This is a genomic window from Stenotrophomonas sp. KH_052 (genome assembly GCF_057838755.1).
The window spans coordinates 3,553,741-3,579,630 of sequence record NZ_CM174475.1; the positions used below are offsets into that span (position 1 = coordinate 3,553,741).

Consider the following 25,890-nt stretch of genomic DNA (forward strand, 5'->3'; position numbering starts at 1 on the left):
TTTGTCTGTCTTTCCGGGAGAGAGCACCTCATGAAAGGGTTTTCCAAAATAGGCTGGGCGGCCCTCGCCCTGCTTGGCGCATTCTGTCTGGGCACCGTGGCCCTGCGCCGCGGTGAACACATCAACGCACTATGGATCGTGGTGGCAGCGGTTTCGCTGTACCTGGTCGCCTACCGCTTCTACAGCCTGTTCATCGCCAACAAGGTGATGCAGCTCGATCCGACCCGGGCCACTCCGGCGGTGATCAACAACGATGGCCTGGACTACGTCCCGACCAACAAGCACGTGCTGTTCGGCCACCACTTCGCCGCCATTGCCGGTGCCGGTCCGCTGGTCGGCCCGGTCCTGGCCGCGCAGATGGGCTACCTGCCCGGCCTGCTGTGGCTGGTGGTGGGCGTGGTATTGGCCGGCGCGGTACAGGACTTCATGGTCCTGTTCCTGTCCAGCCGCCGCAACGGCCGCTCGCTGGGTGACCTGGTCCGCGAAGAGATGGGCCAGGTGCCGGGCACCATCGCGTTGTTCGGTGCGTTCCTGATCATGATCATCATCCTGGCGGTGCTGGCGATGGTGGTGGTCAAGGCACTGGCGGAAAGTCCGTGGGGCATGTTCACGGTGATCGCAACAATGCCGATCGCCATCCTGATGGGCGTGTACATGCGCTACATCCGCCCCGGCAAGATCGGCGAGATCTCGGTGGTCGGCCTGATCCTGCTGCTGGCAGCAATCTGGTTCGGCGGCAAGGTAGCGGCTGACCCGACCTGGGGCCCGGCGTTCACCTTCACAGGTACCCAGATCACCTGGATGCTGATCGGCTACGGTTTCGTCGCCTCGGTGCTGCCGGTGTGGCTGCTGCTGGCCCCGCGCGACTACCTGTCGACCTTCCTCAAGATCGGCACCATCATCGCGCTGGCCATCGGCATCCTGGTGGTGATGCCGGAACTGAAGATGCCGGCACTGACCCAGTTCGCCGCCAGCGGCGACGGCCCGGTGTGGAAGGGCGGCATGTTCCCGTTCCTGTTCATCACCATCGCCTGCGGTGCGGTCTCCGGCTTCCATGCGCTGATTTCCTCCGGCACCACACCGAAGCTGCTGGCCAATGAAGCGCACATGCGCTACATCGGCTACGGCGGCATGCTGATGGAATCGTTCGTGGCGGTGATGGCACTGGTGGCCGCATCGATCATCGATCCGGGCATCTACTTCGCGATGAACAGCCCCGCCGCCGTGATCGGTGCCGATGCGGCCTCGGCCGCGCACTACATCACCAACACCTGGGGCTTCACCATCACCCCCGAGCAGCTGACCGCGACCGCGGCGGCCATTGGTGAACCCACCATCCTGCATCGTGCAGGTGGCGCGCCAACACTGGCGGTAGGCATCGCGCAGATCCTGCACGAAGCGATTCCCAGTGGCAGCGACGCGATGATGGCGTTCTGGTACCACTTCGCCATCCTGTTCGAAGCACTGTTCATCCTGACCGCCGTGGACGCGGGCACCCGCGCTGGACGCTTCATGCTGCAGGATCTGCTCGGCAACTTCGTGCCAGCGCTGAAGAAGACCGAGTCGTGGACCGCCAACATCATCGGCACCGCCGGCTGCGTGGCGCTGTGGGGCTACCTGCTGTACACCGGCGTGGTCGATCCGTTCGGCGGCATCCAGACCTTGTGGCCGCTGTTCGGCATCTCCAACCAGATGCTGGCCGGCATCGCGTTGATGCTGGGCACGGTGGTGCTGTTCAAGATGAAGCGTGACCGCTATGCGTGGGTCACTGCCGTACCCGCCGTGTGGCTGCTGATCTGCACCACCTATGCCGGCTTCATCAAGATCTTCGACAGCAACCCGGCACAGGGCTTCCTGGCGCAGGCACACAAGTTCCAGGCCGCGCTTGCCAGCGATACCATCACCGCGCCGGCCAAGTCGGTGGCGCAGATGAAGCAGATCGTGGTCAACGCCTACGTCAACACCAGCCTGACCGCGCTGTTCCTGCTGGTGGTCGGTGCGGTGCTGGTGTATTCGATCAAGACCATCCTCGCGGCTCGCCGCAATCCGCAGCGCAGTGACCGCGAAACCCCGTACGTGGCACTGAAGCCGCATGAAATGGTGGATCTGTGATGAGCACCCAACTGGTTCCCGTCGGCCAGTACCAGGCACACCGCCGCATCTGGCGGCGCCTGGTGCAGACCGCACGCCTGTGCTGTGGCATTCCTGATTACGACAACTACGTCCGGCACATGCTGGAAAAGCATCCGGACCAGCAGCCGATGGACTACAAGACGTTCTTCCGCGAGCGTCAGGAAGCGCGTTACGGTGGCCGTAACGGTGGCCGCTGCTGTTGAGGTGTGAGGTGGGTGCCGGGCTTGCAGCCCGGCGCCCGCAGAGGCAACGGCAACGGCAACGGCCGAAGCATCAGCTCTGGTTTTCCGTGGATTTGGCGGGGTGGTGTCGGATGGCGGGGACGCCGCCATCCGACACCACCCCACCTTCGACAGATTTCCGGTGACGGCAGGAAGCATCAGGGGTCAGATCCGTTTCCTCTAGGAAACGGATCTGACCCTTCTTTGTTCATGGATACCCATGAACTGCATCCGCGCACGGCGTGGTTCTACCCGGTGGCAGGCAAAAAGAAAGCCGAGCGTGGGCACGGCTCTACACGGGAACAGCGGGTTCACGGCAATTGCCGTGAACCCGCAACATGTTCGTCAGGTCAGAACTCAGGCACCGGCCATCCACTTCAGGATCAGGCCGGTGACATAGGCCAGCCCCGTGCCTGTGGCATAGCCGACCGTACCCAGCAGCACGCCCACCGGCGCCAGCGTCGGATGGAAGGCCGCTGCCACCACCGGCGCAGATGCCGCCGCACCGATGTTGCCCTGCGAACCAATCGCGAAGAAGAACAGCGGTGCGCGCAGCAGCTTGGCCACCACCCACAGCACCAGCACGTGGGTCGCCATCCAGATCGCACCGAGCAGGAACAGCCACGGCCGATCCAGCAGCGACAGCAGGTTCATCTGCATGCCGATGCAGGCGATCAGGAAGTACAGGAACACCGTGCCCAGTCGCGAAGCACCGGCGGCTTCCAGGCGGCGGGCGCGGGTGAAGCTGAGCGTCAGGCCCATCGCGGTGGACAGCAGGATCACCCACACGAACTGACTGTCCAGGCTGAACTGGCTGGCCCAGCTGACGTTGGCCTTGAACCAGCCCGACAGCGGCGCGGCGATCGCATGCGCAAGGCCGACACCTCCCAAAGCCACACCGACAATCACCATCAGGTCGGTCATGCTGGGAATGCGTGCGTTCTGCGCCTCGTAGGCACTGATGCGTGCCTTCATTTCGTCGATGGCACGGGTGTCGGCACCGTTGCGGGTGTCGATCTGCTGCGCGCGGTTGGCCATGAACAGCAGGATGGCCATCCACAGGCTGGCGCAGGCCACATCGACCACGGCGAACTGGCCGAAGGTGGTGGCATCGGTGCCGAACACTTCGCGCATGGCGACCATGTTGGCGCCGCCACCGATCCAGCTGCCGGCCAGTGCGGCCATGCCGGCCCAGGTGTCACCGGCCACCGTTTCCGGATGGATCAGCTTCATCAGCTGGAACGAGACGATGGCGCCCAGCATGATGCCGGCGGTGCCGGCGCAGAACACGATCAGCAGCTTGGGACCAAGCTTGGCGATGCCCTTCAGGTCGATCGACAGGGTCAGCAGGACCAGCGCGGCAGGCAGCAGCACATCACGCGCGACCGGGTTGTACAACGACGTGTTGTGGCCATCGATGACACCGGCGGTGTTGTAGATGGCCGGAACGAAGTAACACAAGAGCAGTGCCGGCACCCAGGCGAAGATCTTCTTCAGCAGGGGCGTCGGACCACTGGCAGCCCAGAAGATCAGGGCCAGGGTGGCGGCAATCAGGCCCAGTCCAACGATGTCGTTGCTGATCAGGGCAGTAGCGGGTTCGGTCGGCATGGGATCCTCTGTCGATCGAAAGAGCGGAAAAAAAAGCGCCGCATAGAGCGGCGCAGGGTGAGATTAACATTGTCTTCACGCCGGGTCATGCTGCAGTGCCGACCACGCCCACATTCCCTCAGGGAGCCCACTCATGCAGCTTGGCGCCTTTTCGGTCAGCCTCTCGGTGAAGGATCTCGCGGTTTCCCGCAGCTTCTACGAGGCCCTCGGCTTTTCGGTCACCGGCGGTGACCCGGCGCAGAACTGGCTGGTGATGCGCAGCAACGGCACGGTGATCGGGCTGTTCCAGGGCATGTTCGAAGGCAATCTGCTGACCTTCAACCCCGGCTAGGACCAGCACAAGCAGGAACTGCCCCGCTTCCAGGATGTGCGTGAGCTGCAGGCAGAGCTGGATGCCAAGGGCATCGAACTGGCGGTCCGCACCGATCCCGATGGCCAGGGTACGGGCTATCTGCAACTGGCCGATCCCGACGGCAACGTGATCCTGATCGACCAGCATGTGGCCCGCCCCACGGGCACCTAGCGTTGCAGGGTTGCCGGCCAGCGACCGGCACTACCGCGATGTGGGACGCGAGGCGCTGAAGTCCAGGCTCGCCCGCGTGCCACGCGGTTCGCAGGGTTGCAGCTGCAGGGTCCAGCCCAGGTGTTCGCACAGCCGCGCGATCAGGTCCAGGCCGATGCCGCCGCGGTCGGCTCGCTCGCCCCGCGCCATCCGCGCATGGATCGCCGCGATCTCCTCGGGGCTCATGCCATGACCGGGATCCTGCAGAGTCAGCACCGCCGACGAACTCAGCCGTAGCTCAATATGGCCACGCCCACTGTTCTCGATGGCATTGCGCAGCAGGTTGCCGATCGCCGCCTGCACCACCGCCAGCGGCGCAACGATGTCCACCGGTGCCGCCTGGATACCGATGCTCAGGTCCTTGTCCCCAAGCAGGTGGCGATGGTCGTCGACGATCTCCGGCAGCAACTGGTCCAGCGCGATGCGTTCGGCACGCGAGGCCAGGCGATCGGGGTCGCGGGCCAGTACCAGCAGCAGCTCGATCAGCTGTTCCACGCCCTGTGCGGTGCGCAACACGCGCTGGATCTGCTGGCGCGCACGTTCGGGCAGGCCCGGCTGCTCCAGCGCCAGCTCGGCGGCACCGGTCATCACCGCGATCGGCGTGCGCAGTTCATGGCTGGCGGTGCTGATGAAGACCCGCTCGCGTTCGACGAACTGCTCGTTGCGATCCAGGTAGTCGTTCAGGGCATCGGCAATCGTGTGCAGCTCGGAGCTGCCACGCGGATCAACATCGATGCGCTGGCCCTGCGCCCCCGGCCGCAACGTGGCAATGTGCTGGGCCAGCAGGCTCAGCGGGCGCACCATCCGCTCCATGCCGAACGAGGCCATCAGCACGGTAACGAAGATCATGATCACGCCGGCCAGCATCACCCAGCGGGTCGCGAACTGCTCCAGGTCGTGGAAGTCGGAGATATCCAGCGCCAGCGCCACCCGTCCCATCGACTGGGTCTCGCGCACCATCACCGCCATCTCGCGGCCCTTCACCATCACCCCGTCATGCAGTCCGGGATGCAGGGTGCGCAGGCTGTCGGGCAGGTTGATCGCATCGAAGCGGTAGAGGCTGAGCGTGTCCGAATCCTGCCAGCGGTAATGCGGCTCGTGTTCGACATGCTCGACGATGCTGTCCAGCTCGGAATTGAGCAGCGCGCGCCAGGCCGCGTGCTCGGCATGCTCATGCACGTAGTTGCCAACGCTGAACACCGCCAGTGACAGCAGCGCCAGGTACCCCAGCAACCACCACAGCACGCGCCGGTACAGCGGGCCGGGCTTACGCACCTTCATCAGGATCCTTGCCGGCGTCGCTGCCGGTGGTCACGGCCAACCGATAACCAACCCGCGGCAGGGTATGGATCAGCTTTTCGCCAAACGGCCCATCGACGCTGCGGCGCAGCTCGTAGACATGCGAGCGCAGCAGGTCGCCGTCCGGCGGCTCGTCGCCCCACAGGGCAAATTCCAGCTGCTGGCGGGTGACCGCACCGGGACTGGCCCGCATCAGCACCTCCAGCAACTTGCGGCAGGCCGGATACAGGTGCAGCACCTGGCCCTCTCGCTGGGCCTCCAGGGTCGCCAGGTCCAGCACCAGGTCGCCGACCTGCAGCCGCTTGCGCGGGTTGCGCCCCTGCGCGCGCAGCAGCAGGGCCTCCAGCCGCACCTCCAACTCGGGCAGCGCGAACGGCTTGGTCAGGTAATCATCGGCTCCAGCGCGGAAGCCTGCGATCTTGTCCGGCAGCTCATCGCGCGCGGTCAGCATGATCACCGGCACCTCCGACGCGTGCTCGGCGCGCAGCCGGCGCAGCACCTCGGGGCCCTCCATGCGCGGCAGCATCCAGTCCAGGATCACCGCATCGTAGGGGTGGCTGCCGGCCAGATGCAGGCCGGTGATGCCATCCGGAGCCACGTCGAGCACGTGCCCGCGCGACTCGAAATAGTCGAACAGGTTGGCCACCAGCTGGCGGTTGTCCTCGATCACCAACAGACGCATGCACGAAACATCCACGGAAGTTCGTAGCATGGTAGCGCTGCTCATGTCGGAATGCGGTCACCCTGTCCCGTTCTGACGCTTTTTCCACCTTCGTCACCTCAGAGTGGCTGTTTTGCTCCCGGAGCCTGCCGTGCCCGTAGCCTTGCCCCGCCAATGGCGCCTGCCCCTGTTGTGGCTGCTGATCATCGCTGCGCTGGCAGCGGGTATCGGCCTCCGGCAGCCACAACCGCCGGACGAGCCGCGATTCGTGCTGGCAGCCAGGACCATGGTCGAGAGCGGGCAGTGGCTGCTGCCGCACCGTGGCAGCGAGCTGTACGCGGAGAAGCCGCCGGTGTTCATGTGGCTGCAGGCGGCCGCCTACGAAATTGTCGGCAGCTGGCAGTGGTCGTTCCTGTTGCCCTCATTGCTGGGTGCCCTGCTCAGTCTGTGGCTGGTGTCGGATCTGGCGCGGCGGCTGTGGTCGCCCCGGCATGCGATGTACGCGCTGGCAGCGCTGTTCTGCACCCTGCAGTTCGGGCTGATGGCCAAGCGCGCGCAGATCGACATGGTGCTGGTGGGCATGACTACCGTGGCCCTGTGGGGGCTGATGCGTCATCTGTGTGAACGTCGCAACCTTCCCGCACTGTGGCTGGCCGGTTTTGCTGCCGGGTTGGGTACCGTGACCAAGGGCGTCGGCTTCCTGCCGCTGCTGATGGTGCTGCCCTGGTTCGGCTGGTGGCTGTTCCAGCGCCGTCGCGGGTACACCGTGGACGGCCCGCATCCTGCCACCCTGCTGTGGCTGATTCCCGCGTTCCTGCTGGGCGTGGGCGTGTGGCTGGCGCCGCTGGGCTGGGCCCTGCTGCATTCACCCAGCGCCGAACTGCAGGCCTACGCACATGAGCTGTTGTTCAAGCAGACCGGCACCCGCTACGCCAATGCATGGCACCACCGGCAGCCGGTCTGGTACTACCTGCAGGTGATCCTCACACTATGGCTGCCCGGCAGCCTGCTGCTGCCGATGCTGTTCAAGCCCTGGTGGCGCCGCCTGCGTCGTGGCGACCGTCGCCAGTGGCTGTTGCTGGGCTGGGCCGTACTGGTGCTGGTGTTCTTCAGCGCCAGCCCGGGCAAGCGCGAGGTGTACCTGTTGCCGATGCTGCCGGCGCTGGCCCTGGCCGTCGCGCCGCTGCTGCCGGGCCTGCTGCGTCGGCTGTGCGTACGCCGCTACCTGTTCGGCTACAGCATGGTGCTGATGCTGGCCACCGGCGTACTCGGCGTGATGTTGATGACCGAGCATCCCTGGGCGGTGGCCCAGTTGGAACGCCGTGCAATGCCGGACACCCTGCTGCCGGTGCTCGGTGATGGCCTGCTGACCTTCGCCATCGCCCTGGCCACGCTGATCGTGTGGTTGCGGATACGTCGTGCTGCAACGCTGGTACTGCTCACCCACGGCATGCTGTGGATGCTCTACGGCCTGGTGCTGATTCCAGCGCTGGATCCCTACGCCTCGGCCTCGGCGCTGATGCGCAGGGTTGGCGCGCGGATCGGCCCGGACGCCGAACTGGCCCTGGTCGCCTGGCGCGAACAGAACCTGTTGCAGGCCGACCGCCCGGTGCGCGAGTTCGGCTTCAAGCGACCGTGGGCAGAGCAGTGGCACGACGCCGGCCCATGGCTGGCTCAGGCGCCTGAGAAACGTTGGCTGTTGGTACTGGACGATGCGATGAGCCCCTGCGTGGACCCGGCCAAAGTGATTGATATCGGTGTTGCCAATCGCAATCGTTGGCAACTGCTTCCCGCTACCGCGTGGGACGCGGAATGCCATGCCGAACGCACCGGGTCGACTGCCGAAGAAGACTGAACGTAGGCGCGTGCCGGGCAAGCATTAACCCGGCACGAACGAGCGTCCGACCCTTCTCCGACATCCAGGTGACGAGCATGACCGCGGATTCCCGAACCGCCCCTTCCCCACATGCCCGTCCAGCCCATTGATTCGGTAGCACCGCTTGCGACATCGCCACTGGCGTCAAAATTTGCCGTAACTCACCTCTGGCTGCCTGTTGCAATCGGTCTGCCCGTGTTTACGCTGCTGATGGGTTTCGGCGGCGACCAGTGGGTGGCCGATCATCTGTTCCGCCTCGAAGGCGGCCATTGGGCACTGCAGGACGCATGGGTCACCCGCACACTGGTGCACAAAGCCGGCAAATGGCTGAGCACGGCAGCAGCCCTTGTGGCGATTCTGCTGTGCTTCCACCACTGGCGTAAGGGTCGCGATCGCACCCTGCGGTGGGCGCTGCTTTATGTCGTAATTGCCATGGCGCTGGGCACCGGTGTGATCTCTCTGCTGAAATCACTGGTGCCGATGGAATGCCCCTGGGACCTGCTGCGTTATGGCGGCAACCAGCCCTTCATCGGGCTGCTCACCGTGCGCCCAAGCGGCATGTCGCCCCAGGCCTGCTTCCCCGCTGGCCACGCCAGCGCCGGCTACGCCTGGCTGTGCCTGTACTTCTTCGCGCTGTTGTGGCGTCCTGCCTGGCGCTGGGCCGGACTGTGGATCGGCCTCGGCGCCGGGCTGGTATTCGGCATCGGCCAGCAACTGCGCGGCGCCCATTTCCTTTCCCATGACATCGCCACTGCAATGATCTGCTGGCTGCTTTCGCTGGGCCTGTACCTGATCGTCAAACGCGTCCTGATCCGCCATCAGCTGGACCGTCCCAACCGCCAGGAGGCGAACGCATGAGTGCATCGGTCCAACGCCCCGCCCGCCTCCCTGCATTGGCGGGTCTTCTGCGCTGGCGTCCGCAGCTGTCCACCGAAGCATTGATCACGCTGACCAGCCTGTTCTTCGCGGTGGCCGGCAACGGCCTGTTCTGGCACAGCGCGATGGCCAGCCATCCGGGCAGCCTGCGCTACGCGCTTTCGTTGCTGCTGTTGCTGCTGGGCGCGCACGGCCTGCTGCTGGGCATCCTGGTCTGGCGCTGGAACGCCAAGGTGGTGATCAGCGTGCTGCTGCTGGTGACCGCGTTCGCTGCGCATTACATGAGCCGTTACCACATCTATCTGGATGCGGACATGCTGCGCAATGTGCTGGCGACCGATCCCAAGGAAAGCCGCGAGCTGATGACCGTGTCGCTGCTGTGGCCGCTATTGCTGCTGGCAGTGCTGCCGATGGTGGTGCTGTGGCGCGTGCAGCTGCGCCGCCGCAGCTGGGGCCACAGCCTGTTGTGGCGCATCGGCTTCCTGGTGGTGGCGGCGGTGACCGCACTCGGCGGTGCGCTGATTTCGTTCCAGGATGTTTCGGCACTGATGCGCAACCAGCGCGAAGTGCGTTACCTGGCCACCCCGGCCAATGTGCTGCTGGGCCTGCCGCGTGCACTGCGTGGCGACAACCCGGTGCAGCGCGCACCGAAGCTGCCGATCGGCACCGACGCCAAGGCCACCCCACGCGCCCCGGCCAGCAAGCCGCGGCTGCTGGTGATCGTCATGGGCGAGACCGTGCGCGCGCAGAACTGGGGCCTCAACGGCGGCCGCAACACCACCCCGGAACTGGCCCAGGCCAGCGTGGTCAATTTCCCCGACATGCATTCGTGCGGCACCAGCACCGAGGTTTCACTGCCGTGCCTGTTCTCGCCGTGGGGCCGCCACGACTACGACGAGAAGAAGATCCGCGCGCACCAGTCGCTGCTGCACGTACTGAACCGCGCCGGCATCGCCCCGTTGTGGCGTGACAACCAGTCCGGCTGCAAGGGCGTGTGCGAGGGCCTGGATTTCCAGTCGCTGTCCGACGCGACCACCCCGGGCCTGTGCGCCGATGGCCGCTGCATGGACGAGATCCTGTTGCAGGACCTGGCCACCCAGGTACGTACGAAACCGGGTGACCGGGTGGTGGTGCTGCATCAGCTGGGCAACCATGGCCCGGCCTACTTCGAGCGCTACCCACCTGCGTTCCGACGCTTCACCCCGACCTGCGACACCCGTGACATCGGCCGCTGCTCGCGCGAAGAAATCACCAACAGCTACGACAACGCCGTGCTGTACACCGATCACTTCCTGACCAAGACCATCGGCACGCTGCAGGGCATGCAGGAATACGACACGGCGATGATCTACCTGTCCGACCACGGCGAGTCGCTGGGCGAGAAGGGTCTGTTCCTGCACGGCGTGCCTTACGCCATCGCCCCGGCCGAGCAGACCCGGGTGCCGATGACGATGTGGTTCTCGCAGGGCTTCGCCAGCAGCCGCGGATTGAACCTGCAGTGCCTGCGTGCACGATCGGCAGCGTATACCGACCACGACAACCTGTTCCCGTCGGTGCTGGGCCTGATGCAGGTGAAGACATCGCTGTACGAGCGCGATCGCGACGTGTTCGCCAACTGCGAGGGTTGAGGGTTGTTCGGCAGGGCTTGCAGCCCTGCACCTGCAGAGGCAACCGCAACCGCAACGGCCGAAGCAACAGCAACAGCGTGCATTCCTTGGGATGGCGGGGTGGGTCCGGTGGCGGGAGACGCCGTAAACCCATCCCTGGGGGCTTGGCCGCGGCATCCATGCCGCGGACACTCCCGCCACCGGACCCACCCCGCCTTCGACAGTTTTCCGCGACCTGATGAAACGACCTTGGGGTCAGATCCGTTTTCCTCCGGAAAACGGATCTGACCCCATTTTGATTGTCGATACCTGACAGATGTGTCGACCAAGGTCGACACCCACCAACAGCCGCAGCGATCTGTCAGAGGTGGGGCGGTGTGGGCTTGCAGGACCGTTGGCGCCATGGATGGCGCCATCGAGCCCCCATGGATGGGTTTACGGCGTGTCCTGCAAGCCCACACCGCCCCGCCATCCAACGGAATCCCCGCTTTTGAAGTTGACGTTGCCGTTGCTTGAAGGCCTCTGCGGGTGCCGGGCGCCGCCCGGCCGACTTCCGCCACTTGCGGTGGCGGCGACTGCCCACTAGCCTTCGGCCGTCGTTCACCACCCAAGGATCGCCCGTGAAACACCGTCATCTCCTGCTGGCCTCGGCAATCGCCGCCGCCACGCTGGCCCTGGCCGCCTGCAAGAAGGAAGCTGCGCCAGGCACCGATACCGCCAGCAGCAGCGCCCCGGCCGGCGAAACCGCCGACCAGTTCGTGGCCCGCATCAATGCCGAATTCAAGGCCGCCTACCCGGAGATGACCTCGGCGCAATGGCTGTCCTCCACCTACATCAACAGTGATTCGGAACGCATCGCGGCCAAGGCCAACGAGCGCTCGCTGACCCAGCTCAACAGCTGGATCGAACAGGCCGCCAAGTTCGATGGCAAGCCGATGAGCGAGGACAGCAAGCGCGCGATCCACCTGCTGAAGCTGATGTCCTCGATGCCGGCACCGCGTGACCCGGCCAAGCTGGCCGAGCTGACCCAGATCGCCACCCGCATGGAAGGCAGCTACGGCGCCGGCAAGTACTGCACCGATGCCAACGATCCGAACTCCTGCCGCCAGCTGGGCGAACTGGAACAGGTGCTGGCGCGCAGCCGCGATTACGACAAGCAGCTCGACGCATGGCAGGGCTGGCACAGCACCACCAAGAGCATGCGCGGCGACTACCAGAAGTTCGTCGGCCTGGTGAACGAAGGCGCCAAGGGCATGGGCTTCACCGATGCCGGGCAGATGTGGCGCAGCGGCTACGACATGCCGCCGGAGCAGATCGGCCCGGAAACCGACCGCCTGTGGGAGCAGGTCAAGCCGATGTACGAGCAGCTGCACTGCTATGCACGCGGCAAGCTGGACAAAACCTACGGCAAGGACAAGGCCGAAGTGGGCAACGGCCTGATCGCCGCGCACCTGCTGGGCAACATGTGGCAGCAGGACTGGTCGAACCTGTGGGACCAGCTGGAACCGTACCCGGGTGCCGGCAGCCTGGACATCACCGCTGCGCTTGAAAAGCAGTACCAGACCAATCTGAGCGCGGCGCTGGCCAAGGCCGGAAAGGATGCCAACGTAGCGGCGCAGTACAAGGCGCAGCGCGAGGCCGAACTGCGCACCGCCAAGCAGATGACCGAGCGCGCGCAGGACTTCTACGTGTCGCTGGGCATGCCATCGCTGCCGCAGTCCTACTGGGAAAAAACCCAGTTCATCAAGCCCGACGACCGCGACGTGGTCTGCCACGCCAGTGCCTGGGACATGAACATGGAAGGCGATGTGCGCACCAAGATGTGCATCAAGCCGAACGAAGAGAACTTCACCACCATCTACCACGAGCTGGGCCACATCTATTACGACCTGGCCTACAACCCGCTGCCGCCGCTGTTCCAGGGCGGTGCCAACGATGGCTTCCATGAAGCAATCGGTGACACCATCGTGCTAGCGATGACGCCCAAGTACCTCAGCTCGATCGGCCTGGTCGATGCGCCGACCGAAAGCCGCGAGGCGGTCATCAACAACCAGATGCGCATGGCGCTGTCGGGCGTGTCGTTCCTGCCGTTCGGGCTGATGATCGACCGCTGGCGCTGGGGCGTGTTCGATGGCTCCATCACCGCCGACAACTACAACAAGGCCTGGTGGGACCTGAAGGCCAAGTACCAGGGCGTGGCCCCGGCAAGCACCCGCGGCGAGGAGTTCTTCGATCCAGGCGCGAAGTACCACGTGCCGGGCAACACCCCGTACACCCGCTACTTCCTGGCGCGCATCCTGCAGTTCCAGTTCTACAAGGGCCTGTGCGATGCCTCCGGCTACAAGGGCCCGCTGCATGAGTGCACCTTCTACGGCAACAAGGAAGCCGGCCAGAAGTACTGGGCGATGCTGAGCAAGGGCGCCAGCCAGCCGTGGCAGGCCACACTGAAGGAGCTGACCGGTACCGACAAGCTCGATGCCGGCCCGATGATCGAGTACTTCAGCCCGGTCAACGAATGGCTGAAACAGCAGAACGAAGGCCAGATGTGCGGCTGGCAGGCCAACGCGGCCCCGGCGGCGAAATGAAAAAAGGGGCGGATCCGCGAGGATCCGCCCCTTTCTGGTAGTGCCGGCCGCTGACCGGCAATCGCGCGATGAAGACCCAACGGGCAGCCGGCCAGCGGCCGGCTCTACCGAAATGCCTGTCAGCTGTTCTTCTTCGCGGCCATCGCGGCGGCCAGCTCGGCCTTGAACTCCTCGAAGGTCTGGCCCTTCTCCTTCGCTTCGGCCTGCGCAGCATCACGCAGTGCATCCGAGTACACCAGGCGCACCGGCGTGCCGTTGCGTTCGTGCAGTTCACCGGCCTGCATGATCAGGGCCAGCACCTGGGCAGCACTCTCGCTCTGGCCGGCGATGCGGCCATCCATGCCCAGCACCCATTCACCATCACGTCGCACGACACCGGCCAGCAGGGTGCGCTGCGCATCGCGCAGTTCGGCATGCGGCTCCACCGGCGAGGCCTGCGCGGCTGCCTTGTTGGCGGCCTGCTTTTCCTGGCGACGGCGCTGGTCGCGGCGGATCTTGGAGCTGGTGGACATGGTGCGGTACCGCTGCGAGGGGGGCGCAAGGATAACGCACCCCGCCCACAGCACCGCTTCACGCCCCCGCTCAGTCCAGCACTTTGCCGTGCCGCCAGTAGCCCATGAAGGTGATGGCGCGGCGGTCCAGTCCGCAGTCACGCACCAGATGGCGGCGGATCGCCATCACCGCACCCGCCTCGCCGGCCACCCAGGCATACAGCGGTCCGGCCACGCTGGCATCGGCCTGCTCCCAGAGGATCTGCGCATCGACGTCGATCTCGTCCAAAGCATCACCATCGGCCACGCTCGAGGTCGCTGCCAGCCGTTCCTGGACCGCCTGCAACAGCGGCTGGCCATAGGCGGCCTGCCCACGCGGCAACCACACCAGCTCGGCCGTGCCCGGCGCTTTCAACGGCACCGCATCGCCGGCCTGGGCCACTTCCAGCAATGCCAGCGTGCGCGGCGGATCAGGCATGGCCGCCAGTTCTTCGAGGATGCCCGCCACCGCAGGCAACGCCGTCTCATCGGCCACCAGCAGTACCTGGCCGACACCGGCCGGCGGCTTCCATTCCCAACCTTCACTGCTGTCGGCACAGTCGGCATCGGGAGCCAGCAGCACCACGCGGTCGCCCGGTCGTGCATGCATGGCCCAGCGCGAAGCGGGTCCGGTCACGCCGTGGATGACGAAATCGACGTCGACCTCGCCCTGCTCGGCGCGCAGCTGGCGGATGGTGTAGGTGCGCATCGGCGGCCGCAGCTCATCAGGCAGGGCCCGGTAGCGCGGATACCAGTCCTTGCCGCTGGGCACCTGTGGCACCTCCTGGCCGGGCAAGGGGAAGAACACCTTGATCCGCTGGTCCGGGCCTTCGGTCTTCATCCGCGCCACGTCGGCACCGGTGAACACCATGCGGTCCAGGGAAGGGGAAAGAACGCGGCGCTCCTTCAGCGCCACCTCGAACAGGCGGTAGGTCTGCTGCGCAGCCATGGGGGTACCTCATGCGACGACATCGGATTGGCTGGCTGTCGTGCATCCACGCACCGGCTGGCTGGAATGCCCAGCCTAGTCCGGTTGTCCGCGGCTGCAAGGATGTGCCGGCATCGCCGCCTGCCCTACCCCTGCGTGCTGCTCAATGGCCCGTGCAGGCTGCCTGCGCCGCGCGCTCGCGCTGGTGTTCCCAGTACCAGAACACGAAGCCGGCGCCGAAGAACGCGGCCTGGCCCAGTGCCAGGTGCAGCGGGCTGGCGCTGAGCAGCGGCGACACCACGCCGGCCACCACGGTGCTGATCATCAGCTGCACGAAGGCCTGCAGCGAGGACGCCAGGCCACGCTGGTGCGGATACATGTCCAGCACCGCCAGCGCCAGGATCGGGAAGATCAGCGCCATGCCCATGCCGCCCAGGAAGATCGGCATCACCGCCCACGGCAGTGCGAACTGTGGCGCCAGGCCGACGTAGCCGATGTTCAGCAGCACCGACAACGCACACAGGCCGAAACCGATGGCGACCTGTCGCGTGGGGCTGCTGTGCCCGGCCATGCGCCCGGACAGGAACGAGCCGGTGGTCATGCCGCCGATGGTGGGAATGAACAGCCAGGCGAAACCGCCCTCGCCCAGGTGCAGGTGCTGCATCACGAACACCGGCGCCGAGGAGATGTACAGGAACACGCCACCGAAGCCGATGCTGCCGGCCAACGCCAGGCGCAGGAAACGCGGATTGAAGCCGATGCGAACGTAGTCGCGCAGCAGCACGCGCGGTGACAACGGCACGCGCGCCTCGACCGGATGGGTTTCCGGCAGGTAGCGTGCAGTGGCCGCCAGCAGCACCAGCGCGAACACCACCAGGAACCAGAAGATCAACGGCCAGCCAGCGCCGCTGAGCAGGATCCAGCCACCGATGATCGGGGCGATCGCCGGGGCGATGCCGAACAGCATCGACACCTGGCTCATCAGCCGCTGTGCGTCATGGCCGTGGTACAGGTCGCGGATCACCGCTCGGCCGACGATCATGCCGACACCTGCCGACAAGCCCTGCAGTGCGCGGAAGCCTAGCAGCGTGGTCAGGTCAGTGGACAGCGCACAGCCGACTGAGGCGCCGACGAATATCACCAGGCCGCCGAGGATCACCCGCTTGCGGCCCCAGGCATCGGACAGCGGGCCATGGGCCAGGCTCATCAGGCCGTAGAACAGCAGGTACACGCTGATGGTCTGCTGCACCGCCACTTCGTCCACCGCCAGGCGCTGGGCCAGCTGCGGGAACGCCGGGAAGATGGTGTCGATCGAGAACGGACCGAACATGGCCAGGCCAGCAAGCAGCAGGGCCATGCGGCGGGTGGAAGGAGCAACAGCGGCGGTCATGGAGAGGCGTCCGGCAGGGCCATGCGCGGCACGCACGGCGGGCGCCAGTCCCCTGAAACAGGGACAGCGCCAGATGAATTCGGGTATCCGCCCATCATAGGTGGGGATTGCGCCCCGCGCCATGCACGGATGCACAAAACGCACGGCCGGGCCATCGGCCATTCAGGCGCAGCGGCGCCTCCCGGGAGCGGCCGGCCGGCGCGCAACGGGCTATAATCGGCGGGCAACACGGTGGGAGAAGCGGAACACCGCTGCCGAAGGCGCAACGCCCGTAATCGCTCAGGCCCGATACCACCCGTAACAGAACTCTGGAGAGACCGGTTCGATCCGGCGCCGAAGGGGCACGAAGCTGCGGTCCGCCGCGCTTTTAAACTCTCAGGCAAAAGGACAGAGGGGCGCCCCGCAGACCGCCGACCGGCGGCTTGTGCCCGTGCGTGTGCCCTTTCCTGACGGATCCTTCGCCATGTCCCAGAACACCCCTTCCCTGCGTGAGCTCGAGCATCATTCGGCCTTCGTCGAGCGCCACATCGGCCCCAACGATGCCGAGATCGCACAGATGCTCGGCGTCATCGGCCACGCCTCGCTGGATGCGATGACCGATGCCATCGTGCCGGCCAAGATCAAGTCGCCGGCACCGCTGGCGCTGCCGGAGTCGATCACCGAAGTGCAGGCGCTGGCGAAGATCCGCGCGATCGCCGACAAGAACACCGTACTGCGCAGCTTCATCGGCCAGGGCTACTACGGTACCCACACGCCGAACGTGATCCTGCGCAACATCCTGGAAAACCCGGCCTGGTACACCGCCTACACCCCGTACCAGGCGGAAATCTCGCAGGGCCGCATGGAAGCGCTGATCAACTTCCAGACCCTGTGCGCCGACCTCACCGGCATGGAAATCGCCAACGCCTCGCTGCTGGACGAAGCGACCGCCGCCGCCGAAGCGATGACCCTGGCCAAGCGTTCGGCCAAGTCGAAGTCGGACACCTTCTTCGTGCACGACGCCGTGCACCCGCAGACGCTGGAACTGCTGCGCACCCGCGCCGAACCGATGGGCATCGTGCTGCGCGTGGGTACGCCGGCCGAAGCGCTGGAAGCGGACAGCTTCGGCCTGCTGCTGCAGTACCCGGATACCTTCGGCCAGGTGGGCGATTACAAGGCGCTGGTCGATGCCGTGCACGCACGCGGCGGCCTGGTGGCGGTGGCCACCGACCTGCTGGCGCTGACCCTGCTGGCTGCCCCCGGCGAATGGGGCGCGGACATCGTGGTCGGCAACAGCCAGCGTTTCGGCGTGCCGTTCGGCTTCGGTGGCCCACATGCGGCGTTCATGGCCTGCCGCGATGCCTACAAGCGTTCGATGCCGGGCCGCCTGATCGGTGTGTCGATCGACGCACAGGGCAACCCGGCCTACCGCCTGACCCTGCAGACCCGCGAGCAGCACATCCGTCGCGAGAAGGCCACCTCCAACATCTGCACCGCGCAGGTGCTGCTGGCGGTGATGGCCTCGATGTATGCCGTCTACCACGGCCCGGAAGGCCTGACCCGCATCGCCCGCCGCACCCACCGCCTGGCCTCGATCCTGGCTGCGGCACTGCGCAAGGCCGGCGTGCAGGTCGGTGGTGACTTCTTCGACACCCTGCATGTCACCGGCGTGCACGCCGAAGAGATCCACGCCAAGGCCCGTGCCGCCGGTTACAACCTGCGCGCGATCGACAGCGACTCGGTCGGTATCAGCCTGGACGAAACCACCACCCGCGCCGACATCGTCGCCGTGGCTTCGGTGTTCGGTGCTTTGCTGGATGTGGACGCACTGGATGCCAGCACTGCCGACGCACTGCCGGCCGGCCTGCTGCGCCAGTCTGAATTCCTGACCCATCCGGTGTTCAACACCCACCACAGCGAGCACGAACTGCTGCGCTACCTGCGTTCGCTGGCCGACAAGGACCTGGCGATGGACCGCACGATGATCCCGCTGGGCTCGTGCACGATGAAGCTCAATGCCACCGCCGAGATGATCCCGGTGACCTGGCCGGAGTTCTCGCAGATCCATCCGCTGGTGCCGGCCGACCAGGCGCTGGGCTACAAGGAACTGATCGACTCGCTGGAAGCGATGCTGGTGGAATGCACCGGCTACGACGCGGTGAGCCTGCAGCCGAACTCCGGCGCGCAGGGCGAGTACGCCGGCCTGCTGGCGATCCGTGCCTACCACCGCTCGCGCGGCGAAGACCATCGTGACATCTGCCTGATCCCGGATTCGGCGCACGGCACCAACCCGGCATCGGCACAGATGTGCGGCATGAAGGTGGTGGTGACCAAGACCGATGCCAACGGCAACGTCGACGTCGAGGACATCCGCCTCAACGCCGAGAAGTACAGCGACCGCCTGGCCGCGATCATGATGACCTACCCGTCCACGCACGGCGTGTTCGAGGAAGAGGTGGTGGAGATCTGCGAGATCATCCACAAGCACGGCGGCCAGGTGTACACCGACGGTGCCAACATGAACGCCCTGGTCGGCGTGGCCAAGCCGGGCAAGTGGGGTTCGGACGTTTCCCACCTGAACCTGCACAAGACCTTCTGCATCCCGCACGGCGGCGGCGGCCCGGGCGTTGGCCCGTGTGCGGTCAAGGAGCACCTGGCGCCGTTCCTGCCGGGCAAGCTGGGCGACCACGGCCCGGTCGGTATGGTCAGCGCAGCCAGCTTCGGCAGCGCGTCGATCCTGCCGATCAGCTGGATGTACATCGCGATGATGGGCACCGAAGGCCTGCGCAAGGCCACCCAGGTCGCCCAGCTCAACGCCAACTACATCGCCAAGCGCCTGGCTCCGCACTTCAAGACCCTGTACACCGGCCGCAACGGCCTGGTCGCACACGAGTGCATCCTGGACGTGCGCCCGCTGGAGAAGACCAGCGGCATCGGCGCCGAGGACGTGGCTAAGCGCCTGATCGACTTCGGCTTCCATGCCCCGACCCTGAGCTTCCCGGTGGCCGGCACGCTGATGGTCGAGCCGACCGAGAGCGAGTCGCTGCATGAGCTGGACCGCTTCATCGACGCGATGATCCAGATCCGCGAAGAGATCACCGCGATCGAAGACGGCCGCCTGGACCGCGAGGACAACCCGCTGAAGAACGCGCCGCATACCGCGACCGCGGTGACCGCCAGCGAGTGGACCCACGCCTACCCGCGCGAACTGGCTGCGTTCCCGCTGCCGAGCCTGAAGCTGCAGAAGTACTGGCCGCCGGTGGCGCGCGTCGACAACGTGTACGGCGACAAGAACGTGATGTGCGCCTGCATCCCGGTCGATGCCTACAAGGATGACGAAGTCGAGGCGTAAGCCATCGCGGCATCGGAAATGAGAACGGCCCGCGCAAGCGGGCCGTTTTTGTTTTCCGGTAGCGCCGGGCCATGCCCGGCGAGCGCAGCGGCAGAACGCTTCACGGATCCGGCATCTGCCCCAGGCTCAACTGCCACGACACCCCGAAGCGGTCCTGCACCCAGCCATAGCGATTGCTGAAGTCATAGTCGCCCACCGGCATCAACCAGTGGCCCCCCTCGCCCAGCACCCGCGCGGCACGCTCGAACTGCTCGGCGCCCGAACACTCCACGAACAGCGAGATCGACGGCGAGAATGTGAAATCGTGCACATCCAGGCTGTCAAAGCACAGGTAATGGGTGCCGCCGAGCAGGAAGATGGCCTGGCGCACCTGCCCCGGCACGCCGGCACCGGCGCCGTCCGGATGGCGCTGCATTGCCAGCAGGCGGAAATCGGCGAAGGCTTCGGCGTACAGGGCCAGGGCGGCCTCGGCCTGGCCGGTGAACATCAGGAAGGGGCGACTGCGCAGCATGCGGTACTCCTGGTCGACGGGCTGGTGACGGCCCACACGATCAGGATGGCATGCCGCATGTGCGCAGGGTGTATCGGTAGCGCCGGGCCATGCCCGGCGACATCAATCACGCCTCGCGCATGCGCCGTGCGATGGCGCTGCTGGCGGCGATCGTGGCAGTCAGCGCCACCATCGACAGGAACTGCAGGCGCGTATGCGCTTCGCTCAGCAGCAGGCCGAAGATCAGTGCCAGGATCGCCAGCGCACAGACGGTCAGCCACGGGAATCCGGCCATGCGGAACGGCAGGCGGGTACCCAGTCGGTCGGCACGGCGGCGCAGCACCAGCTGCGAAACCAGCGACAGCGTCCACACCAGCAGACAGGTGGAACCGACGATGTTCAGCAGCACCGGCAGCACCCGATCCGGGAACAGCAGTTCCATCACCGTGGCGGCAAAGCCGAACAGCACGCTGGCCAGCACGGCGATCACCGGTACCTGGCGCGGGTCGGTCCAGCCCAACACGGCCGGGGCTTCGCGGCGCTGCGCCAGCGAGTACATCATGCGCGAGGCGCCGTAGAGGTTGGCATTGAGCGCCGACAACAGCGCGATCACCGCGATCAGGGTGATGGCCGTACCCGCGCCCGGAATGCGGGCGATATCCAGCACCGCAGCGAACGGCGACTTCAGCGCCTCGCTGGTCCACGGCACCACGGCGATGATCACGCTCAGCGAGCCGATGTAGAACACCAGGATGCGCCAGGCCACGGTACGAATGGCACGGGCAATGCTGCGCTCCGGATCTTCGGTCTCGGCCGCCGCAACGGCCACGATCTCGGTGCCACCGAAGGCAAAAACGACAACCAGCAACGCCGCACCGATCCCGGCCAGGCCCTTCGGGGCGAAGCCACCGTGTTCGGTGAAGTTGCTCAGGCCCGGCGAGGTCACCTGCGGCAGCCACCCCATCAGCAGCGCCACGCCGATGGCGATGAAGGCCAGGATCGCCGCCACCTTGAGGATGGCGAACCAGAATTCGAACTCGCCGAAGTTCTTCACTCCCAGCAGGTTGATCGCGGTGAAGAACAGCATGAAGGCCAACGCCGCCATCGGCACCGGTATCACCGGCCAGACCGAGGCCAGCAGCCCGGCCGCGCCGACGGCTTCGGCGGCGATCACGATCACCAGCTGCACCCACCACAGCCAGCCCACGGTGGCGCCGGCGGTAGCGCCCATGGCGTCGGCTGCATATACCGAGAACGCACCACTGGTTGGTTTGGCCGCCGCCATCTCGCCTAGTGCGTTCATCACGATGATCACCAGCGCACCAGCGACCAGATACGACACCAGCACCGCCGGGCCGGCCGCCTGCACACCTACGCCCGAGCCGAGGAACAGGCCGGCGCCGATGGCGCTGCCCAGGCCCATCATGATCAGCTGGCGGGGCTTGAGCGAATGTCCGAGGCGGGACGGCGAAGCGGTCGGAATCGAGTTGGGCATCGGCAGGGCTGGCGGCGGGCTACAGGGGCGACACCTTACCCTGTCCCATGCCCGCGGGGATAGGCACAGCGCAGCAGGCGGCTCAGGCCAGTGCGGGCTCGCCGACGCTGCCACCAATACGGGCGCGGTAGGCACGCGGCGAGAAACCGGTTTCAGCCTTGAACTTGCGGGTGAAGGCACTCTGGTCGCTGAAACCGCAGGCCTGGCCGATGCAGGCGATGCTGTCGTCGCCGTGCAGCAGGTGCATGGCCATCTGGATCCGCAGCCGGGTCAGCACCTGCTGCGGGGTCATCTGGAACACCTTGCGGAAGCTGCGCTCCAACTTGGACAGCGAGAAACCGGTGATGTCCAGCAGGGTCTGCATGCGCACGTTTTCGGCGTAGTGCGCGTTGAGATGGGCCAGCGCCAGCCGCAGCTGCTCGTACTGCGTGCCCAGGCTGTCCTTCTGGCCAAGGTCGCGGGAAATGCCGATCAGGCCCTCGATCGCCCCGTCGACCACCAGCGGGCGCTTGCAGGTCAGGCACCAGCCCGGTTCGCGGTTGGCGAACAGGTGCAGCTCCATCAGGTTCTCGATCACCTCGCCGGACAGCACACGGGCGTCCTGGTCGACGTAGTCCGCACTGAGGCCGGTCGGGTAGATCTCAGCCGCGGTGCGCCCGATCACGTCCTTGCGCGCGCGCAGGCCCAGCCGCCGCAGCATGGTCTGGTTGACGTGGGTGTAACGCCCCTGCCGGTCCTTGATGAAGAACAGCACATCCGGGATGGCGTCGAACAGGGCTTCGATGTCGGCGGGCTCGACTCGCATGCGGCAAGCATAGCCGAGGCACCTTGCCGGTGCGATCACCCTTGCGGGACTTGCGCTTAACGCTGCCAGGACCACCGTGGGGGCCAGCCCCCACTGGAGACACGGCCATGCCCCGCGGTGACAAGTCCGCCTATACCGAAAAGCAGAAGCGCCAGGCCGAGCACATCGAGGAGAGCGAGCGCGAACGCGGTGCCAGCGAGGGGACGGCCGAGCGCATAGCATGGGCGACCGTGAACAAGCAGGATGGCGGTGGCAAGCGCAGCGGCAGTGGGCGCAAGGCGGCGAAGAAGGCAGCGGCCAAGAGGGCTGCGCGCTCCCGCGCAGCCGATAACGCGTCTTGAGTTTGAGCCCGCAACCAAAATTGTCGCAATAGGCCGTCCATTGCCATCAGACAGCATTGAAACGCGGCTCTTGAAGCAATCCTGCCTGGATGCTTTCTGGATCTTTGGACCAATAAATCACCACGCATGGGCTCCTACGTGATATTCCCTCTTTCCACTTCAATGGAAAGGAAGCATCCTTGTCTCTCAGGAAACATGCGCTGGCTGTCAGTGCGCTCACCCTTGTCCTCGCTGCGTGTGGCAGCGCCAAGGATCCCAGCAAGAGCAACTTCAGCAAGGCCATCCAGACCTACTTGGATACGAACAAGGGACTGTGCGCAGCAGTTCCTGCTCGCGAGATTCCCTTCACCTTGGCTGACGACGACCGACTGGGAGAACAGAACCGCAAGCGGGCCGCAGCTTTGGTCGATGCCGGACTGCTCATTCGCCGTGACACCGAGGTCAAATCAATGTTTGGGACCTCGATGCGACCCGCAGGTGAGTACCAGATCACCGACACAGGCAAGAAGTTCCTTGTCGCCAATGCTGCCGATACAGTGGCTGCGCAGGACGCATTCTGCACGGGCAGGTTCGCAATGGTTGGAGTGGATACCTTCACCGAGCCCAGCGACATGATGGGAGTAAAACTGTCCCAGGTGAACTTCCGGTACAAGGTTGACGGGGCGGACAGCTGGGCAAAGTCAGAAGCGGTGAAGGCCAGCTACCGGAACTTTGCCGAGCAGGTGGAAGGCGATATCCCAGGCAAGGCAACACTCGTTCTGACGAACGACGGTTGGATGCACGAACGCCTTTTCAAGCGCTGATCCGTGTGCGACCGGCACTGGCTCAGATGCCAGTGCCAGCCTCTTCCACTCAGGCTGCGCGACGCGTCACGGCGGAAGCTGCTGCGCCTTCCACCTTGAACACCGACACCGACGTGGTCAGTGCATGCGCCTGTTCTTCCAGTGCGCGGCTGGCGGCAGTGGCTTCTTCCACCAGCGCGGCGTTCTGCTGGGTCACCTGGTCCATCTGCACCACCACCTGGTTGACCTGCTCGATACCGGCGGCCTGTTCCTTGCTGGCCGCAGCGATATCGCTCATCAGCTGGGTCGTGCGCGAACTTGCCTGTGCCACGCGCGCGATCGCGGCTTCGGATTCAACGGTCACTGCCAGGCCACTCTTCACCTTGGCAGCGGCGTCTTCGATCAGTTCCTTGATCTCCTTGGCGGCGACACCGGCACGCTGTGCGAGCGTGCGCACTTCGCTGGCAACCACGGCAAAACCACGGCCCTGCTCGCCTGCACGCGCGGCTTCCACTGCAGCATTCAGCGCCAGGATGTTGGTCTGGAACGCGATGCCGTCGATCACCGTGGAGATTTCCGAGATGCGTGCCGAGGACTGGTCGATCTCGCCCATCACCGATGCCATCTGCGCCATCGCCTGCTCGGTCTCGCGTACGGCGGCACCGGCGGCATGCGCTTCACTGTCGGCCTGACGCGCCAGCTCGGCGTTCTGGCGCACGGTGGAGGTCAGTTCCTCCATCGATGCAGCAGCCTCTTCCAGATTGGCTGCCTGCTGCTCGGTGCGGCGCGACAGGTCGTTGTTGCCGGCGGCCAATTCCTGCGCCGCGTTGTTGATGCTGTCGGCAGCCACCTGGATGCCCTGCACGATGCCGGTCAGCTGTGCGGTGGTGGTGTTGGCATCGTCGCGCATGCGCGCGAACACTCCGTCGTACTCGCCGTCCATGCGTGCGGTCAGGTCGCCGTGCGAGATCGCGCGCAGCACGTCGGAGACATCGGCGATGCTGGCCTGCGAACTGGCCATCATGCCGTTGAGATGTTCGACCATCGCCTTGAACTGATACTGGAACGCAGCGGCGTCGCCACGCATGCTGAAATCACCGGCGCGCGCGGCGCGAGCCAGCTCATCGATCTGCGCGTTGATCACCATCAGGCTCTGCTTCACTGCGGCCAGTGTACGGGTCAGCGTGCCCTTCTCGCCCGGGTAATCCGGCAGGTCGCGGCTGAGGTCGCCGATGGCGTAGCGCTGCATCACCTCGGCCATCAGCAGCTCCACCTGCACGTGCGATTCGACCAGACTGTTGGTGGCCTGCACCATGCGGCCGAAGTCACCGGGGAAGGCGCTGGCGTCCATGCGATAGCGGATCGCACCGGCCTCGTGCTGCTCGGCCATCTGCAGCTGTGCGCCGATCGCCGCCTGCACGCTCTGGCGCACGCTGGCCATGGCTTCACCCAGCTGAGTCAGTTCATCGCGGCCACCAAGGCGGAACTCCTGGTCCAGCTGTCCCTTGGACAGACGCTCGGCCAGGTTCACCGCGCGGGCCAGCGGACCGGTCAAGCTGCGGCCGATCATCACCGAGGCACCGATGCCCACCAACAGCGCGACGCCGCCCAGCACCAGCAGCTGCAGCAGGCTGCGCTCGCCCAGGCGGATTGCCTCGGCGGCGGCATCACGGCTTTCCTTCTCCTCAAAGTCCACGCCATCGGACAGCGCCTTGTTCCAGCCATTGGCCGCTTCCTGCACCGGGCCCAGGGTCAGCGCCACGGCGCCCGGGTAGTCACCCTGCTCCATCAGTTCGCTGGTCTGCTTGTTGAGCGGGCGCGCAATGGCACGCTTGGCGGCGATGGTTTCGGCAATGGCCTTGCCGTCGGCGTCGCTGGGCAGCGCCTGGTAGGCGGTCCAGCTGGCCTCGTAGCGCTTCACCAGATCAGCGATGCGCTGCTCGTCGTGGCCACGGTCTTCACCCTGGCGGATCAGCATCTCGCGGCGCACCACCATCATCTGGTTATTGGCATCGAGCATCTGCGACAACAGGCGCACCTTGGCCACGCTGACGTCGACCACCTGCTGCATCGCGCGCTTCTGCACGACACTGGCGGTGGCGCCGGTGGCCACCACGGCGGCAACCAGCAGCAGCAACAGGCCAAAGCCCAGCCCAAGACGCCAGGCAACCCTGACGTTCCTCAAGTAGTTCATGGGGGTATCCAAAACGGGGGGATGTGCCCTTATCGGCGGCCCGGCAGGCAATCTTGATCGCCGTCCGTCGACGGCGTCGGCCACCGTTCACCTTGGTGAGCCCCCGGCGCAGCAGCACCTGCGCGCTGGACACAGCTGCAATACCCATGGCTACTCATGCGGGCATCAGATCCCTT

18 protein-coding genes, 2 pseudogenes and 1 riboswitch are annotated in these 25,890 nt (G+C 65.7%); of the genes and pseudogenes, 10 read left to right on the forward strand and 10 right to left on the reverse strand.

Annotated features, from left to right (window positions below):
* Positions 1-30 precede the first annotated feature (30 nt).
* Both AC3ITW_RS16425 and AC3ITW_RS16430 read left to right on the forward strand, forming a co-directional pair.
* Positions 31-2,112, forward strand: a complete 2,082-nt coding sequence (locus AC3ITW_RS16425; protein ID WP_489389737.1) for a carbon starvation CstA family protein — start codon at positions 31-33, stop codon at positions 2,110-2,112.
* Entirely contained in the window at positions 2,112-2,336 is a 225-nt protein-coding gene (locus tag AC3ITW_RS16430) for a YbdD/YjiX family protein (RefSeq protein ID WP_006383180.1), read from the forward strand. The genes AC3ITW_RS16425 and AC3ITW_RS16430 overlap by 1 nt, the downstream gene beginning before the upstream one ends.
* Positions 2,337-2,711: 375 nt before the next feature.
* On the opposite strand, the gene AC3ITW_RS16435 is transcribed toward AC3ITW_RS16430, so the two are convergent.
* On the reverse strand, positions 2,712-3,962 hold the full coding sequence (locus tag AC3ITW_RS16435) for a DUF819 family protein (RefSeq protein ID WP_006383182.1): 1,251 nt from the start codon (positions 3,960-3,962) through the stop codon (positions 2,712-2,714).
* A gap of 133 nt (positions 3,963-4,095) precedes the next feature.
* Here AC3ITW_RS16435 and AC3ITW_RS16440 point away from each other — a divergent pair.
* A pseudogene (locus AC3ITW_RS16440) lies at positions 4,096-4,485 on the forward strand (VOC family protein).
* Positions 4,486-4,515: 30 nt separating this feature from the next.
* Here the strand turns inward: AC3ITW_RS16440 and AC3ITW_RS16445 are convergent.
* Together AC3ITW_RS16445 and AC3ITW_RS16450 are read right to left on the reverse strand one after the other, a co-directional pair.
* Entirely contained in the window at positions 4,516-5,805 is a 1,290-nt protein-coding gene (locus AC3ITW_RS16445) for a sensor histidine kinase (RefSeq protein ID WP_006383239.1), read from the reverse strand.
* Positions 5,792-6,505, reverse strand: coding sequence for a response regulator transcription factor (locus tag AC3ITW_RS16450; RefSeq protein ID WP_012511817.1), 714 nt, complete (start codon positions 6,503-6,505; stop codon positions 5,792-5,794). The genes AC3ITW_RS16445 and AC3ITW_RS16450 overlap by 14 nt, the downstream gene beginning before the upstream one ends.
* A 112-nt stretch (positions 6,506-6,617) precedes the next feature.
* On the opposite strand from AC3ITW_RS16450, the gene AC3ITW_RS16455 reads away from it, so the two are divergent.
* The 4 genes from AC3ITW_RS16455 to AC3ITW_RS16470 all read left to right on the forward strand — a co-directional run bounded on the left by AC3ITW_RS16455 (position 6,618) and on the right by AC3ITW_RS16470 (position 13,428).
* Positions 6,618-8,339, forward strand: a complete 1,722-nt coding sequence (locus AC3ITW_RS16455) for an ArnT family glycosyltransferase (RefSeq protein ID WP_489390370.1) — start codon at positions 6,618-6,620, stop codon at positions 8,337-8,339.
* Positions 8,340-8,450: 111 nt separating this feature from the next.
* Positions 8,451-9,218: a phosphatase PAP2 family protein gene (locus tag AC3ITW_RS16460; RefSeq protein ID WP_100435094.1), complete on the forward strand. Its 768-nt coding sequence runs from the start codon at positions 8,451-8,453 to the stop codon at positions 9,216-9,218.
* On the forward strand, positions 9,215-10,864 hold the full coding sequence (locus AC3ITW_RS16465; protein WP_012511820.1) for a phosphoethanolamine transferase: 1,650 nt from the start codon (positions 9,215-9,217) through the stop codon (positions 10,862-10,864). The genes AC3ITW_RS16460 and AC3ITW_RS16465 overlap by 4 nt, the downstream gene beginning before the upstream one ends.
* 599 nt (positions 10,865-11,463) lie before the next feature.
* Positions 11,464-13,428: a M2 family metallopeptidase gene (locus tag AC3ITW_RS16470; RefSeq protein ID WP_125895308.1), complete on the forward strand. Its 1,965-nt coding sequence runs from the start codon at positions 11,464-11,466 to the stop codon at positions 13,426-13,428.
* 119 nt (positions 13,429-13,547) lie between these two features.
* On the opposite strand, the gene AC3ITW_RS16475 is transcribed toward AC3ITW_RS16470, so the two are convergent.
* From AC3ITW_RS16475 to AC3ITW_RS16485, 3 genes are all read right to left on the reverse strand, one after another.
* Positions 13,548-13,940: a hypothetical protein gene (locus AC3ITW_RS16475; protein ID WP_065723943.1), complete on the reverse strand. Its 393-nt coding sequence runs from the start codon at positions 13,938-13,940 to the stop codon at positions 13,548-13,550.
* A gap of 70 nt (positions 13,941-14,010) precedes the next feature.
* Positions 14,011-14,907, reverse strand: coding sequence for a siderophore-interacting protein (locus AC3ITW_RS16480; protein WP_489389738.1), 897 nt, complete (start codon positions 14,905-14,907; stop codon positions 14,011-14,013).
* A 142-nt stretch (positions 14,908-15,049) separates the two neighbouring features.
* Positions 15,050-16,276 (reverse strand): multidrug effflux MFS transporter, encoded by a 1,227-nt coding sequence (locus tag AC3ITW_RS16485; protein ID WP_012511824.1) that lies wholly within the window; start codon positions 16,274-16,276, stop codon positions 15,050-15,052.
* Positions 16,277-16,574: 298 nt separating this feature from the next.
* Positions 16,575-16,677, forward strand: a riboswitch (glycine riboswitch).
* A 62-nt stretch (positions 16,678-16,739) separates the two neighbouring features.
* Here AC3ITW_RS16485 and gcvP point away from each other — a divergent pair.
* Positions 16,740-19,607: an aminomethyl-transferring glycine dehydrogenase gene (gcvP, locus tag AC3ITW_RS16490; protein WP_489389739.1), complete on the forward strand. Its 2,868-nt coding sequence runs from the start codon at positions 16,740-16,742 to the stop codon at positions 19,605-19,607.
* Positions 19,608-19,707: 100 nt separating this feature from the next.
* Here the strand turns inward: gcvP and AC3ITW_RS16495 are convergent, their stop codons facing one another.
* From AC3ITW_RS16495 to AC3ITW_RS16505, 3 genes are all read right to left on the reverse strand, one after another.
* A complete protein-coding gene (locus AC3ITW_RS16495; RefSeq protein WP_005410627.1) occupies positions 19,708-20,118 on the reverse strand; it encodes a VOC family protein in 411 nt (136 codons plus the stop codon).
* A gap of 106 nt (positions 20,119-20,224) precedes the next feature.
* Positions 20,225-21,592 (reverse strand): amino acid permease, encoded by a 1,368-nt coding sequence (locus AC3ITW_RS16500; protein ID WP_100435096.1) that lies wholly within the window; start codon positions 21,590-21,592, stop codon positions 20,225-20,227.
* Positions 21,593-21,674: 82 nt separating this feature from the next.
* Entirely contained in the window at positions 21,675-22,397 is a 723-nt protein-coding gene (locus tag AC3ITW_RS16505) for an AraC family transcriptional regulator (RefSeq protein WP_012511827.1), read from the reverse strand.
* A gap of 107 nt (positions 22,398-22,504) precedes the next feature.
* Between AC3ITW_RS16505 and AC3ITW_RS16510 the strand changes: the two are divergent.
* Positions 22,505-22,723 (forward strand): annotated as a pseudogene (locus AC3ITW_RS16510) (hypothetical protein); the annotation flags it as partial.
* Positions 22,724-22,917: 194 nt separating this feature from the next.
* Complete coding sequence (locus AC3ITW_RS16515; protein ID WP_100435097.1) at positions 22,918-23,541, forward strand: hypothetical protein; 624 nt, start codon at positions 22,918-22,920, stop codon at positions 23,539-23,541.
* 49 nt (positions 23,542-23,590) lie between these two features.
* Here AC3ITW_RS16515 and AC3ITW_RS16520 read toward each other — a convergent pair whose 3' ends face one another.
* Positions 23,591-25,714, reverse strand: coding sequence for a methyl-accepting chemotaxis protein (locus AC3ITW_RS16520; RefSeq protein ID WP_100435098.1), 2,124 nt, complete (start codon positions 25,712-25,714; stop codon positions 23,591-23,593).
* Positions 25,715-25,890: the final 176 nt, after the last annotated feature.

Excerpts from the sequence above, each read along its gene's own strand:
- AC3ITW_RS16425 (WP_489389737.1), top strand. The coding sequence starts at position 31 with ATGAAAGGGTTTTCCAAAATAGGCTGGGCGGCCCTCGCCCTGCTTGGC.
- AC3ITW_RS16460 (WP_100435094.1), top strand. The coding sequence starts at position 8,451 with ATGCCCGTCCAGCCCATTGATTCGGTAGCACCGCTTGCGACATCGCCA.
- AC3ITW_RS16485 (WP_012511824.1), bottom strand. The coding sequence starts at position 16,276 with ATGACCGCCGCTGTTGCTCCTTCCACCCGCCGCATGGCCCTGCTGCTT.
- AC3ITW_RS16430 (WP_006383180.1), top strand. The coding sequence starts at position 2,112 with ATGAGCACCCAACTGGTTCCCGTCGGCCAGTACCAGGCACACCGCCGC.
- AC3ITW_RS16520 (WP_100435098.1), bottom strand. The coding sequence starts at position 25,714 with ATGAACTACTTGAGGAACGTCAGGGTTGCCTGGCGTCTTGGGCTGGGC.
- AC3ITW_RS16480 (WP_489389738.1), bottom strand. The coding sequence starts at position 14,907 with ATGGCTGCGCAGCAGACCTACCGCCTGTTCGAGGTGGCGCTGAAGGAG.
- AC3ITW_RS16435 (WP_006383182.1), bottom strand. The coding sequence starts at position 3,962 with ATGCCGACCGAACCCGCTACTGCCCTGATCAGCAACGACATCGTTGGA.
- AC3ITW_RS16465 (WP_012511820.1), top strand. The coding sequence starts at position 9,215 with ATGAGTGCATCGGTCCAACGCCCCGCCCGCCTCCCTGCATTGGCGGGT.
- AC3ITW_RS16500 (WP_100435096.1), bottom strand. The coding sequence starts at position 21,592 with ATGCCCAACTCGATTCCGACCGCTTCGCCGTCCCGCCTCGGACATTCG.
- AC3ITW_RS16475 (WP_065723943.1), bottom strand. The coding sequence starts at position 13,940 with ATGTCCACCAGCTCCAAGATCCGCCGCGACCAGCGCCGTCGCCAGGAA.
- AC3ITW_RS16450 (WP_012511817.1), bottom strand. The coding sequence starts at position 6,505 with ATGCGTCTGTTGGTGATCGAGGACAACCGCCAGCTGGTGGCCAACCTG.
- AC3ITW_RS16445 (WP_006383239.1), bottom strand. The coding sequence starts at position 5,805 with ATGAAGGTGCGTAAGCCCGGCCCGCTGTACCGGCGCGTGCTGTGGTGG.
- AC3ITW_RS16505 (WP_012511827.1), bottom strand. The coding sequence starts at position 22,397 with ATGCGAGTCGAGCCCGCCGACATCGAAGCCCTGTTCGACGCCATCCCG.
- gcvP (WP_489389739.1), top strand. The coding sequence starts at position 16,740 with ATGTCCCAGAACACCCCTTCCCTGCGTGAGCTCGAGCATCATTCGGCC.
- AC3ITW_RS16495 (WP_005410627.1), bottom strand. The coding sequence starts at position 20,118 with ATGCTGCGCAGTCGCCCCTTCCTGATGTTCACCGGCCAGGCCGAGGCC.